The 13,512-nt window shown below is 36.1% G+C and carries 13 protein-coding genes; 6 read left to right on the forward strand and 7 right to left on the reverse strand.

Annotated elements, in window-relative coordinates; genetic code table 11:
- Positions 1 to 284: 284 nt before the first annotated feature.
- The 3 genes from ACFSQJ_RS07435 to ACFSQJ_RS07445 form a co-directional block, all read right to left on the reverse strand.
- Entirely contained in the window at positions 285 to 635 is a 351-nt protein-coding gene (locus ACFSQJ_RS07435) for a hypothetical protein (RefSeq protein ID WP_106145977.1), read from the reverse strand.
- A 379-nt stretch (positions 636 to 1,014) separates the two neighbouring features.
- The gene (locus ACFSQJ_RS07440) at positions 1,015 to 1,521 is read right to left on the reverse strand and encodes a hypothetical protein (RefSeq protein WP_106145975.1); all 507 of its coding nucleotides are present in this window, start codon (positions 1,519 to 1,521) and stop codon (positions 1,015 to 1,017) included.
- A 26-nt stretch (positions 1,522 to 1,547) separates the two neighbouring features.
- Positions 1,548 to 1,967 carry a cupin domain-containing protein gene (locus ACFSQJ_RS07445; RefSeq protein WP_245912049.1) on the reverse strand — a complete coding sequence of 140 codons (420 nt, stop codon included), beginning with the start codon at positions 1,965 to 1,967 and terminating at the stop codon, positions 1,548 to 1,550.
- Between the two features lie 341 nt (positions 1,968 to 2,308).
- On the opposite strand from ACFSQJ_RS07445, the gene ACFSQJ_RS07450 reads away from it, so the two are divergent.
- A complete protein-coding gene (locus ACFSQJ_RS07450) occupies positions 2,309 to 5,179 on the forward strand; it encodes an ATP-binding protein (RefSeq protein WP_106145971.1) in 2,871 nt (956 codons plus the stop codon).
- A gap of 680 nt (positions 5,180 to 5,859) precedes the next feature.
- Here ACFSQJ_RS07450 and ACFSQJ_RS07455 read toward each other — a convergent pair.
- Both ACFSQJ_RS07455 and ACFSQJ_RS07460 read right to left on the reverse strand, forming a co-directional pair.
- A complete protein-coding gene (locus tag ACFSQJ_RS07455) occupies positions 5,860 to 6,534 on the reverse strand; it encodes a LytR/AlgR family response regulator transcription factor (protein WP_377766321.1) in 675 nt (224 codons plus the stop codon).
- Complete coding sequence (locus ACFSQJ_RS07460; RefSeq protein ID WP_377766322.1) at positions 6,531 to 7,334, reverse strand: sensor histidine kinase; 804 nt, start codon at positions 7,332 to 7,334, stop codon at positions 6,531 to 6,533. The genes ACFSQJ_RS07455 and ACFSQJ_RS07460 overlap by 4 nt, the downstream gene beginning before the upstream one ends.
- Before the next feature lie 204 nt (positions 7,335 to 7,538).
- On the opposite strand from ACFSQJ_RS07460, the gene ACFSQJ_RS07465 reads away from it, so the two are divergent.
- The 3 genes from ACFSQJ_RS07465 to ACFSQJ_RS07475 are packed head-to-tail and all read left to right on the forward strand — an operon-like array spanning position 7,539 to position 9,951.
- A complete protein-coding gene (locus ACFSQJ_RS07465; RefSeq protein ID WP_377766323.1) occupies positions 7,539 to 8,657 on the forward strand; it encodes a serine hydrolase domain-containing protein in 1,119 nt (372 codons plus the stop codon).
- Between the two features lie 12 nt (positions 8,658 to 8,669).
- On the forward strand, positions 8,670 to 9,569 hold the full coding sequence (locus ACFSQJ_RS07470) for a M28 family metallopeptidase (protein ID WP_377766324.1): 900 nt from the start codon (positions 8,670 to 8,672) through the stop codon (positions 9,567 to 9,569).
- The gene (locus tag ACFSQJ_RS07475) at positions 9,553 to 9,951 is read left to right on the forward strand and encodes a hypothetical protein (RefSeq protein WP_377766325.1); all 399 of its coding nucleotides are present in this window, start codon (positions 9,553 to 9,555) and stop codon (positions 9,949 to 9,951) included. The genes ACFSQJ_RS07470 and ACFSQJ_RS07475 overlap by 17 nt, the downstream gene beginning before the upstream one ends.
- Positions 9,952 to 10,242: 291 nt before the next feature.
- Here ACFSQJ_RS07475 and ACFSQJ_RS07480 read toward each other — a convergent pair whose 3' ends face one another.
- Together ACFSQJ_RS07480 and ACFSQJ_RS07485 are read right to left on the reverse strand one after the other, a co-directional pair.
- Positions 10,243 to 10,944 carry a Crp/Fnr family transcriptional regulator gene (locus ACFSQJ_RS07480; protein ID WP_377766326.1) on the reverse strand — a complete coding sequence of 234 codons (702 nt, stop codon included), beginning with the start codon at positions 10,942 to 10,944 and terminating at the stop codon, positions 10,243 to 10,245.
- Positions 10,945 to 10,995: 51 nt separating this feature from the next.
- A complete protein-coding gene (locus ACFSQJ_RS07485; RefSeq protein WP_377766327.1) occupies positions 10,996 to 11,280 on the reverse strand; it encodes a hypothetical protein in 285 nt (94 codons plus the stop codon).
- A 172-nt stretch (positions 11,281 to 11,452) separates the two neighbouring features.
- On the opposite strand from ACFSQJ_RS07485, the gene rluF reads away from it, so the two are divergent.
- A complete protein-coding gene (gene rluF / locus ACFSQJ_RS07490) occupies positions 11,453 to 12,175 on the forward strand; it encodes a 23S rRNA pseudouridine(2604) synthase RluF (protein ID WP_377766328.1) in 723 nt (240 codons plus the stop codon).
- Between the two features lie 167 nt (positions 12,176 to 12,342).
- Positions 12,343 to 13,491 carry a cell envelope biogenesis protein OmpA gene (locus ACFSQJ_RS07495; protein ID WP_377766329.1) on the forward strand — a complete coding sequence of 383 codons (1,149 nt, stop codon included), beginning with the start codon at positions 12,343 to 12,345 and terminating at the stop codon, positions 13,489 to 13,491.
- Positions 13,492 to 13,512 lie beyond the last annotated feature (21 nt).

Genomic DNA, 13,512 nt, shown 5'->3' on the forward strand with positions numbered 1-13,512 from the left:
AATTGTTTATTATAGTACACAAATATAAGTAAAATTAATAAAATGTGTATTATAGTAAACATTTTTTTAATCTAAGATTAAGACTGGATTCAAGAGTCATCAGAAGTATACGGAATACCTTACTTCTAATTCAAATAGAGGCAAAACCTTTAAGAACTTCCAAAAATTCATCAACAAATTGCTAATTCGGTATCATAACATTTAAGAATCCTAAAGACCGCTGAACTAAAAAAATCAAACTTTGATTAGCTCTCTTTTTTCCAACTTAGAGAAAAGTATCTTTTTTATCCGTACTCTTCAGTATACAAAGGCGCATCGGTAAGATCACTTATTATCGAAGATTTATAAAAATCAAACCAATGGGTAAATAACTCCCAACTTAGGTCTGGATAGTCCTCTTCATTTGTCCACTGCCCAAATAGTTCACTTATGAAGATGGTTTTCCAGTACTTATTTAATTCCTTTTTAGGGTTGTCTAGAAATAGCTCATCTTCTAGTAAATAAGTGTTGTAATCTGAAATATTTTCTATGCTAACGGGAGTTAGATCGGGTGTAAGGGCATTGCTCCAATCGTAAAAGGGTTGTTTAGGTACTACTAAGAGTGCACTACGGTTTATGGTGGGATGGTTCATCATTGTTTATGTTTTAGGGTTTCTTACGCTTTCGCGAAAGCGTAAGAATGCAAAGTAAAAATAAGAGTTACGTTGCAACTAGAGACCTTTTAACAAAACGTGATATGCACGGGTAGATGATCTCATAAGTTTCTTGCTAGGCTTATGTTATAAAAAAGAAGCACCTTGACCAGATTCAAAAGCATACAGGCTCAGCCAATAATTCAAAAAGTACTTTAGAAATGAGTTCACGGATCCTTTTTCCCTGAAATTAAATCAAAAGCCTGCAAATAAGAAAAAACCGCAGCATAGATGCTTGCGGTTTTATATTTCAAAGGCGTTGCCTGTAGTCCTAAGATTCCCCCGATTCTTAGGGTATAGACTCCACATACAATGAAATGGTCTAATCCCCTGTTCCTATAGCTGGATTAAATTCAGCAAAGATGCCATCAGGATTTTCTCGTACAACCCACACGTGTAATTGCCACTGACTTAAATTGGTATTTAAATGCCATACATCCAGATCACCAGTAAAACCTTCTGGAGGTGCTCCTGGATTTTCCAGGTCCTCCACAGGTACGACAAATTCTACGGCGACCATCTGCATGATACCATTTGTATCAGGAGCATATAAGACTATTTCTGGTTCATCTAGTTTCACGATGTCATCCACTCGTGACGGGGATAAGTAATGATGTCCCATATTGGGCACAAAACCAGAAACATCTATAAATCCTTCATCGGCAGCCACTTGGACATCCCTATATTTAGCGGTGGCCGTCTTAAGCTCGTTTACTTCAATTTCCCACAGTGCTAAAGATTCTTCATTGTCATCATCTGTGCTACAGCCTACCGTAAGAGTACTAAGAGCGATGAGCACATACATTTTTAATAAGTGTTTAGTTTCCATAATCTTGAGTTTTAAAAAATTTTAATTTATACAAATCGAATTCCGTAGTTAGCACAAATCTGGGCGACCCGTTCAAGATCTGGGGGGCCATCAGGTAACGCGTCCAATTCTTCAAACATAAGCTCCATCCCTGCGGGAAAGGCGCTGGTGGCCATACTTGCGGTTTCCATCCCGACTATTTCCCAAGCATGAGGAATATTTTTTGGCGCATAAGCCATATCTCCAGGACTCAACACGACCGTGTTGGTACCCACTGTTATTTTTACCTGTCCTTTTAATACTCTAAAAATCTCATCTTCTTTCGTATGTATGTGCATAGGTATTCCCATTCCAGGCGGCGCTTCGTTGACCCATTCGGTGATTTGATTGTTCGTATCAGCTCCACTCAGTTTATGGGTTTGAATTTCTCCGAGTACCTTTAATACTTCACCCTCTCCGCTCAGCATGATTTTTTCTTTAGTAGCTACTGTTGCCTGACTTAATGATGCCTTTGAGGCAGGAAAAGACCGCTTGATCGGAATAAGCGTGAGTAAGCCAGCGCTCCCTAATTGAGTCAAAAACTTTTTTCTGTTCATGATGTCTGTGTTTGAATTATAGGTTTTCTAGACCCTTTACAATGTTGATACAAACCTATTTCTAGTCCACATACTAGAATGACATAGAAGTTGCAAAGAGTGATTGTTTTGTAACATCAAAGTGACTATGATACCAAATTGTTACTTAATGAAACCTGAGTGTTACTGGCTGATTCTTAATATTTTGACCTTAGCTTTATCAAAAGGAACTGATGATTTCAGTATCTTTTGGTTTCAGAACAATGAAAAATAGTCTACCGCTTTTATTTTTCCATTTGTTGATCGTACTTTCTGTGTGTGGTCAAGAACTCTATGAACTGGATCCAAAATACCCCGTGCATGAATTAGGGGACTACCTTAAAGTCTATCCCGACACCAATGAAGAGGTAACAGCAACCGATATTCTTACCAATACCTCTGGTACTTTTATACCAGGTAACGAACTTCCCCGCTATTTTATGGGACAAGAAAGACTGTGGGGTGAATTAAACTTTATCGCTGTCGATAGTCTTCAAGGATGGACACTCCATTTTAAAGATATTTTTATTGGCGGTCCAGCTTGGGTAAAGGGCAATGGAAAAGTAGATGTTTATGCTTTTGCCGACGAACAGCTTTTATTTCATAAAAAAACAGGTCCTGGATATTCAAGAAGTGATAGAGACATTAAAGAAAACTGGGTGTTAAATAGAATTCGTCTCGATCCTGTGCCGGTAGGTACTCCAGTAACATTAGTATTTCGCGTAAGCGGGAATAACTTTGGGTACCCCCCATTTTTTAATCTAAATTTTCGAGGACCGTCTCAGGCCTATTACCACGAAATCAATGAGTTCAACAACGGGTTCTATATTTTTATGCTAGGCGTTACCTTTATTATTTTATTGTATCATTTGCTACAATACCTTTATGTTAAGGACACCATTTTTTTATATTTCTCCCTTTGGGTTTTCTTCTGTTTTATGACCTTGTTGATGTCTGTAGGCGGGGTACTGGATCACATTTATGAGTACAGTTTTATTTTTTGGTTCTTTTTTTCACAGGGAGTCTATTTCGTGTTTTGGTTTTTTGGGCGGTCCTTTATTCAGTCCAAAGAAAAGTTCCCTAGATTGGACAAGTGGATACTAGCACTAGCGTCGTTAATGATCCTGTATATGGTCATTGTTATAGCTACAGTGGTATTTACCTCTATTCAGCCCCGAATGATAGCAGTAGGCGCCTCTAATCACATTATGGTCTTTATCAACTTTCTAGGGTTGGTATTGAGTATTATTATCGCCTCACGTAAAGACAATTTTGCGAGGTACTTTGGTATGGGGGCCATCATCGGACTGGTGCTTTTGATAATTGGGAGTGCTTGGTCTGCTGGTTGGATCAACTTTCCTGGCTTTGAACCACACTCTTGGGCTATGTTTGCTCAAATAATCATATTCTCTTTCGGGATTGCTTACCGGCGCCAAGTGATTATGAAAGCGAATAATGAGGCAAAATTAGAAGCCCAATGGAATATTGCCGAAATGAACCGCATGAAAGATCTGGACGATATTAAAACGCGCTTTTTTGCCAATATTAGTCATGAGTTCAGAACCCCTCTGACCTTGATTAGTGGTCCTTTAGAGCGCGCCAAGAAAAGTTCGGAGACTGGCTCTGGAGATTCAATACTCCTCCCCAATAAAGTGTATTCGCTTATAAAGAAGAATACCAACCGATTGCAAATCTTGATCGATCAACTGCTAGACATCGCCAAAATAGAAAGTGGTGCAATTCACTTAAATTTGACTCAGGGCAGATTGATCCAATTTATCAAGTCTATCGTATTCTCCTTTGAGAGCGTGGCAGAAGAACAGAGTATTAGTCTGAATTCTAATTTTGCAGAGGAGTTGGAGAATGCATATTACGACAAAGACAAGCTAGAAAAAATACTCAACAATCTCCTTTCCAATGCCTTTAAATATACTCCTCAAGGCGGAGCTGTCAATGTAGCGGTAAGTCATACTGAAGAATGTGTATCTATTGAAATAAGCGATACCGGTGCTGGTATGTGTAAGGAAGAAGTCGATCGGATATTTGATCGCTTTTATCGAGTTGAGGGTAGCGAAGCCAAAGGATCGGGTATCGGTCTAGCGCTAACCAAAGAACTAATCGATCTACAAAATGGGATCATCAGTGTTCACAGTAGAAAAGGACGGGGCACCTCCATAAAGGTCAGGTTACCGATTACTCCAAACGGATTCCCGGAAAGCGTACTCCTACAAAATAATAAGAGGGATGCATCACCCATCAAGTCAGCTCAAACGATTGTGCCACTTAGTGAGAATGGTGCTATGCACACTCCAGTAGATAACCATGAAAACTTAGTATTGATAGTCGAGGACAATACAAGTTTGCAGGATTTCATTTTCGAAATTTTAAAAGATCAGTACACCTTGATCACAGCCGATGACGGATTACAAGGCGAGCGAATGGCCTTCGAGCATATCCCAGATCTTGTGATAAGTGATGTGATGATGCCTAAAAAAGACGGTTACGAACTTTGTAATAGTTTAAAGAACAATGTAAAGACTAGTCACATTCCCATTATCATGCTTACGGCCAAAGCTGGAAAGTCCAATAAGCTGGCTGGGCTTATGCAGGGCGCAGATGCCTATCTCACCAAACCCTTTGATGCCGAGGAACTCCTAGTCCGAATCAAAAACCTGATTCAAGCTCGCAAGAAAATTTGGGAACAATTTAAATCATTGGACCTTCCACTGATATCTGATCTTGAACTCAAATCGGTAGATGATGTGTTTGTACAAAAAGTGGTAAAGACTATTAAGGAAAACCTTGACAACGAGTTACTGTCAGTAGAAGACATAGCCTCCCGAGTTGGATTTAGTCGGGCGCAATTACATCGCAAACTTAAGGCATTACTTAATAAATCGGCTGGGCAATTAGTTTCTGAGATACGTTTGAATGAAGCTAGAAAAATGCTGGAAAATAAAGTAGGTTCAGTATCGGAAATTGCCTATTCAGTTGGCTACAGTAATATGTCTTACTTTACGAAGAGCTTTAAAGAGAAGTTCGGACTACTCCCAAGCAAGGTGTAGTTCTCTATGTCAATCTTTAGTTTCCCAAAAAAATGATGTATTTATAATTTCAGCATAGTCTGGAATTTTTGGTTATTTATTAGAATTTCTAAATGTAATAGCAAAATATGATCTTCTTACCATTGAATTTTAACCAGTGATGGACATTTGTCTTTGCCAGCTATACGATGCGGTGTAATACTGTAAGTTCTTCATATATGATACACTCATCAATACTCTTTAATCTTTACGTCTATAGTTGGGGGTGCGGGTGGTAAATTCTTAAAGGGTTTTTCGGGATGGTTCATTCGATTAACATGTGGACGATAGTAATGTTCATGATTTAGACACAATTGAAGTATAAGTCTAAAATTTTCGCTTTTATCGACATACGGCATTGAACAATGATGTTTATTGAACTCTAAATACATCAATTAGCTCCAAAACACTACATAAATGGTAAACTTTTGTTAAAAAGGGGCGGTTTCGGTGGAGGTAGAAAACAAGACAGCTCTTAGCCCCTAAAAACACTAGAAAAATCAGATTTAAGATAGTTCCTCTTTCTCCGCGAAAAGACCATTAAATGGCACAAAAACCCTGTAAATATTTAATTACAGGGTTTTTTATTTTATAAAATATCCTTTAATGTCAAATAAAGTCAGGTGTACAACGTTGGGGAATCTAGCCAATGGATTTAGAAACTATAAATCAGGTTTTTTCCTATAGGTCCTACCAATGGGAACAATAACCTTATTAATGTAGATTCTGTTTCCCTCCGTTGCGCTAATAGCATCTTTGTTTACGATAAACGAATTATGTACACGAATGAATTGCTTGGGTAATTCTTGCTGGAAATCTGAAATTTTATGAAGTGTAAGCAATTTTTCTGTTTTAGATACTATCTTACAATAATTACCCTGTGCTTCAATGTAAAGAATGTCACCCAGTTTTACACGATATTTCTTTTTATCAACTTTGATCTCGACATAATCTTTAGGGGCACAAGTTGATTTTTCTTTGTCTTGTTTAAACTCCAAAACCTTGTTTACTGCTTTTAGAAAGCGTAGGAAGGAAAAAGGTTTTAATAGGTAATCCGTTATTGGTAATTCATAACCTTCCAAAGCAAATTCCTTATAGGCAGTGGTAACAATTATTTTGGGAGGGTTTTTAAGGGTTTTGAGCATATCAAAGCCTGAGAGTTTTGGCATATTAATATCCAAAAATAGCAAATCTAATTTCTCGCGTTGTAAAAGTTCTATGGCTTGAAAAGCGTCATAACAATTACCTGCCTTCTCTATGCTGCTAATCTCATTGGCAAACTGTTCGATGATTTTATGAGCGATGGGCTCGTCATCAATGATAGCATATCTAATCATTTTATTGATAATGACATTTTCGCACGATATGTTGTCGCATTTTCAGTTAAATCTAAACTATGTCGATTTGGATACAGATACTGTAACCTCTTTTTTAGATTCATTAAACCCATACCGTTTAGTTTATTCTCAATTTTTCTTTCGTAATTATTCTCAACTTCAAAAGTAACAGTATGGCCTTCTTGGAATAAATGAAAGCGTACAAAAGCATTCTTGGCAAGGCTTTCAATACCATGTTTAAAGGCATTTTCAACCAGCATTATAAAAAGAAGCGGCGCGACCAATTGAGAGTCATCTTGTACATCTTTTAAAAATTCAATATCTACATTTTTTTGATATCGTATCTTTTGAATATCTATATATTCTTCAAGATAAGAAATTTCATTTTTGAGGGGGGTTAGGTTCTTTTCTCCCTCATAGATAGTGTAGCGCATTATCTCGGATAATTTCAAAATGACTTCTGGAGTCTTATCGGATTTTGTCATAGCTAATCCGTAGAGGTTATTGAGCGTATTGAAAAAGAAATGCGGATCTATTTTACTTTTTAGCAAGCTCAATTCGGCTTCCGTTTTTTCGTTTTTGAGCAGTCTATAATTTCTTATCAGTTTATAAAACCAAGAAATGGCCGAATAGCCCAAAACCGAGAAAAACAATACTTGAAAAATCAAAAAGTAAGTTTCATAAACCGCTTCTGACGATTTTTCGATTTCCTGTTTATAGTATACCATCCCAATACTGGCGACTATAAGCAAAAGAGTTGCCAAGATTTTTGAGAAGTTTTTTTGGTTTCTTGAAAACATCTTGTAAAGATATTTTTATAAATAAAAGACAACAAATTATTTGATACACAGCCTATTTTCAGGTATAAAATGTACAAAAACCAACATAGATACCATTGAATATAAAATTGAGGTTGATTACATGAGAATTGGTTCCGTCAATCATTCTTATTAAAAAATCACTTGTTAAGATTCTAGATTTGAGGAATCTTAAAATTTTATCTAATGAAAACATTAAAGTTTGTTATAATAATATCCATACTACTTTGTTCTAAAAACTTAATACCCCAATCATCAGTTCAACCAAAAACCAAATCTATTGATACATTGATGAACACCAATATTCCAGCCATTATGGCCAAAGCAAATGTACCGGGCGCCGCAATCGCCATTATTAAAAACGGTCAGGTTATCTATGAAAAAGGGCACGGTCATGCAGATAAAAACAAAGAAGTAGAAGTAGGACCAACAACAGGTTTCAATATTGGCTCAATCTCAAAACTCTTTACGGCATGGGGTATAATGAACTTGGTCAAAAAAGGGAAGCTCAACCTCGATATTCCTGTTGAAACCTATTTGACTCGTTGGAAATTACCTGAATCTGAATTTGACCATAACAAGGTTACCATTAGAGCATTGTTAAGCCATACTGCTGGGGTATCAGTTCACGGTTATCCAGGCTTTCATCCAAACCACAAACTGCCAAGTCTAGAAGCTTCCCTTACAGGTGAAAATGGTCCGATACGAGAAAATGAAGCCGTTAAGTTAATCTTAGAACCACAAACCCAGTTTAAATACTCTGGTGGTGGCTATACTATTTTGCAACTGATCATTGAAGAAGTGACAAGACAGAAGTTTGAGAATTATATGCAAGAACATGTTCTTCAACCACTTGGTTTGAACGACACGAGCTTTACCATCAATGAAATGATTTTATCAAAATCCGCTAAACCGTATGATAAGGACGGAAACGAAATCTATCTGGAACAATTTACTGCAAAAGCAGCAGCTGGACTGCATACCACTCTCAAAGATTTGGCCATTTTCGCGAAAGCCCAATTCTCCGAGAATCCAGTTCTGTCTCAAGAAACAATAAAAGAAATGATACAACTCATTCCAACGACACAAACAGAAAGAGGTGCCTATGGTTTAGGGTATGCCATACATAATTTTGGCCCAATCAAAGTTGTTGGTCATGCAGGAACTAATACAGGTTGGGAAGCTGGTTTTATGATGGATTTTAATGACCGAGATGGCTTTATTGTCCTTACCAATAGTTCCAATGGGAAAAAAGTAGCAATGAACCTGCTACAGACTTGGGCAAATTGGCGTATGAACAAATAACCAGTATAGCATATGTTTAGACAAATCTTTTTTATCTCCTTTTTCTGGGTCTTTTTAGTGTGTAATGCCCAAGAAAATAATTCAATAGTTTCCTATCAAAAAAAGATTATTTCAAAACTGACTGGGAAAGAGGTTATTGATGCGGGTATTTACCTTCACCAACGAGCTACTTATAAAGAACGATTTATAACCGCTAACTATCTAGCAAAAGAACTAAGAAACTTAGGATGGTTTTCTGAGTTGCAGAATTACCGAAAATCTCAGAGCAATTATTTTTTGGACCTGTTCTTTCGACCGAATAGGGGTAATAATGTAGTTGGAAAACTCTTGGCTACAGTTACAACTAAAGAATATATTATTTTGGGCGCTCATTACGATTCAGAGAGAAATTCACCAGGCGCTGTTGACAATGCTAGCGGTGTTGCACTATGCTTAGCACTTGCGAAAGAATTGAAGCAACTAGAACACAGAAATTATAATGTTTTAATTGTATTTTTTGACCAAGAGGAAGATGACGAGGTGGGCAGCACGACTTATGTTGAAAGCATTCAGAAAAAAATTCTTGATGTAAATTCCGTCCATATTTTCGATTTGATTGGCTATGATTCAGATGGAGATTTTGCCCTAACATTACAATCGCCAACACCCTTTTTGGAAGAAATATATAGGAGCGAAGCTGAAGTGCGTAAAATTCCTATTCAAATTATTAATGGTGCCGGTTCAGACAACAAACCTTTTATGGAAGCAGGTTATCCGACAGTTCATCCATTTGAGGAATTGGACGATAGGACACCTTATTATCACAGTAGTAAAGATACTTATGAAACCATAAACTTTGGTTTTTTGGCAAACACCACTCAATACATTAAAAGTATTATTACAAAAATTTTGGAAAATGATGAAGATGTTTAAAGATAAATCAAAGTTGAAACGGATTGTTTTATATCTAAGTTTCTTACCGTTATTAATCCACATTGTACAGCACTTTTTGGCCAAGTCTTACTTTCCTTTATTATTTGTGCTAACATCTGTAATTCTACTTATTTTTCTGCGGAAACTAAAAATTGTATCCCTGCAACATATCATTAAAACTTGGTCTATCCTTATAACAGGGCATGGAATTATTCGTCTTGCCCTGGCGGTATTGGTTTCTTTAGCTGGAAATAGTGTTCCTTCTCAAATTTATTATCAATTAGATTTTTGGTATTTTTTTATTTCAATAGTCCTCATATTCTTAGGTTTTTGGCTATTAATGAACAGAAAACAATCACCTGAAGAACTTAAAACTAATTAAAATGGATTACTTGATTTTAGACAAAGTGATTAGTACAAGTAAAACATAATGTATTAAACCAAGCTTAGAAATCCTAATCAACGCACTTAACAAACCTTTATGGTTTTAAGCAATTTCGCAAACGTTCTAAACTTGTAACTTTTTTGTTGAAAAGGCAATTTGGTAGGTGTAGAATTTTAATAAGCTTTTAAGTTATATAAATACTATAAAAATGAAACTTTGAATAGTTACTCTTTCTCCTCAAAAGAGAACCCTCAATGATTGTTGCGATTTTGCTTTTTTGGCTTTAAACTAAATGCCATTTATAAAATGTAACAAGGATTTAGGCTTCAAAATTTTGATTCGTTTACCTTGGGTAAATATGAAACCTTCATTTTTCAGTTCGGTCAAAGTTCGTATGCAGGCTTCTTTTGCAGTACCTACGATATCTGAAATATCATTTCTAGTTAAATAGAGTCCAATAAAACCTTCATCGTCTTTATCAAAACTATTGTTTAAATAAAGTAAAATTTGTGCTACCCTTTGTTTGACCGTTTTTTGAGAAAGGTCCATAATCATATCATTAGCAAACTTTAACTCGTCCGTCATCTTCAATAAAATTTCTTTCGTAAATTCTATATTATTGTTGATGCTTTCATTTAGTTTATGTTTTGGAATAAAGCAAACCTCCATATCCTTTAATGCAATTGCAGCTAAGTTTGTTTTTTGATTTGCTATTACAGACCGTTGCCCTAAAACTTCACCTTTTTTGGCGAGCTTAACTATTTGATCTTTGCCGTTTGCGCTTAATTTAGAAAGTTTAGTGACACCATTTCGTACACAAAATACGCCATTCAAATTTTCACCTTCAGTAAAAATAGTGTCGCCCTTTTTTATTGACTTTGTTGTCTTGCTATCAGAAATCGCCTTAAGTTCACTTTTGCTTAGTGCTTTAAGAGAATTCAACTGTCGTATTATACAGTTTTCGCAGCGCCCTTGCTCCAGAGTATCCATAGCTCCAATTTAATATAATTTTCATGGTATTACGCCCTGATTTTAAATTGTTTATAATAATCCAATAAAAATAATACTGCTGCTAACCACCAAACTGGTAATCAATAATTTTAATACCAAACTTGGTTTCTGTACAGTTAATATTGAAGCATTATGCGCACTACAGGCAACAACGACTAGAAATATCTGAAACATTTGGCTAAAACTATTACCAAATTTAATCGTAGTCAAAATCGCCAAAGATCCAACACAAGTTGATAAAATTATAGCTAGAGCAGAGTAGCCCATAAAATTTTGGTTCCATTCATTGTCTATTTTAGAATATAAAGCACTCATACCTGAATTGTTTAAGATTAATAGTTCAAAATTAGTTTCATGGCCTTCGTAAAAAGATGATTTTTATCACCTTTTGAAAATCTTTACAAATTATACCCTTCACAATAATGACCCCTGGTAAAATTCTGAACCTATTTGTTTCTACCTTTGTTTATGGCATATTTTTTATAAAGTGAAAGAAACTAGAATCAACAAATATCTAAGTGAAGTAGGCTATTGCTCTAGAAGGGCTGCGGATAAGCTTATTGAGCAAAATAGGATTACCATTAACGGAAAAATTCCCGAATTGGGTACTAAGGTAAAGGAAGGAGATATTGTAAAGGTAGATGGGGAGTCAATTTCTGACCCCAAAGAAAAACCAGTATACTTAGCTTTTAACAAGCCAGTTGGCATTGTATGTACTACGGACACACGAGTGGAAAAAGATAATATCATAGATTTTATTAACTACCCCAAACGCATATTTCCTATAGGCAGATTAGATAAGCCAAGTGAGGGTTTGATATTTATGACCAATGATGGTGATATTGTCAATAAAATACTAAGGGCGCGAAATCATCATGAAAAAGAATACCTAGTAACAGTAAACAAGCCTATAACAAGCGATTTTATCACTAAAATGGAGAATGGAGTGCCAATTCTTGATACCGTTACCAGAAAGTGTAAAGTTGAAAAAATATCAGAAAAACAGTTTAAAATAATACTAACGCAAGGGCTAAACCGCCAAATTAGAAGAATGTGCGAACATTTGGATTATAGGGTAAGAAAACTAAAGCGTGTTCGTATCATGAATGTGCATTTAGATGTACCTATTGGTAAATGGCGTGATTTGACAAATGCTGAACTAATAGAAATAAATAGGTTGGTTTCAGATTCTTCAAAGACACATTTATAGGGTAAACTACATTCATATATAGACCAATCAGTCTGCCCATATTGACAATAACTCCGCTTAAATACAAAAAAGACCGTTAAAAAGAAAAACCTATGAAAAATTCATAAGTATTGGGTGAAATTCTATGTTGATATTTGTACTGTATTAACATCCTAAATCTTAATGCTATGAAATCTTCCCCCAAGAACAAATTGAATTTAGTCTTAATCGGATTAGTATTCGCCTTAAATTTAAACGCCCAACGTAAAGTAAGCGAGGCAGACAAAAGAATCGATGATTATTTAGAACTTCTGAAACAAGGTTATTCTGAAATTGAAATCTTTCAAGACCTTGGTAATGTAAACTTTCTTACCGAAAACTATGAAGCTGCCATTTTTTGGTACGAAAAACTACAGAACAGTGTGCAGATTGGTAGTTTGAGCAGTAGTTACCAAGAGCGCTATGAATATGCCCAAGAAAAACTAAAGGGTAACACTACAAATGAAAAAAGAGATTGGGCTACAGCCATAAAGAATGATTATGGCATTGAAAAAAGTATGTCTGAGCAGCAAATAGACATTCCTGCAATAGCACAAAATACTAAATCATCTTCTTTAAGTGAAGAAGGGTTTACTCCGGAAATGAGTATCACTAGAGACGGAAAAACCGCCTATTTTAGTCAAATTAGTTATGTAAAACCAGAGTTTGGGGTATTTTCAAAAAAAGAACCGGTCCACGTATTGTATAAAGCCAGTAATGTGAACGGTGAGTGGAAAAATATTCAAAAAATAGCGGTATGTCCGAAATACTATTCTGCTAAACATCCAACAGTTTCGGCTGACGGCAAGCGCTTGTTCTTTGCCTCTAACATGCCGGGCACCTTCGGAAAATATGATATTTATGTATCAGATATCAAAGCTGATGGCAGTGTAGGAATCGCGAAAAACCTAGGCCCAAAAGTAAATACCAAAAAGAACGACCTCTACCCCAACCTTAAAAACGGCACCCTATTGTTTTTTGCCTCTGAAGGCCGAAAAGGCTATGGTGGGCTAGACCTTTTCGCAGTACAGGTAGCTCAAAATACCTTAACAGAATCGGTAAACCTTGGTAGTACCATTAATAGTTCGTCTGATGATTTTTCACTGGCTTTGGTACCTGAAAAAGGAATGGGTTATGTAATGTCCAATAGAGGTAAGAAAAACAAGATAAGCCAAATTGCCATTAGCTATGCCAAACCCGTTGATGCCTCATTAGTCGAAAAAAGCGAAGAAGGCCTTATGCGAGCCTTAAATAATGACAAGGATACTGATTATTCATCTACCGTTTTTGAGGAATAGGCAAATTAAAGCCTAACCAAG

The organism is Croceitalea marina, from assembly GCF_042684265.1.
GTDB classification, from domain to species: Bacteria; Bacteroidota; Bacteroidia; order Flavobacteriales; family Flavobacteriaceae; genus Croceitalea; species Croceitalea marina.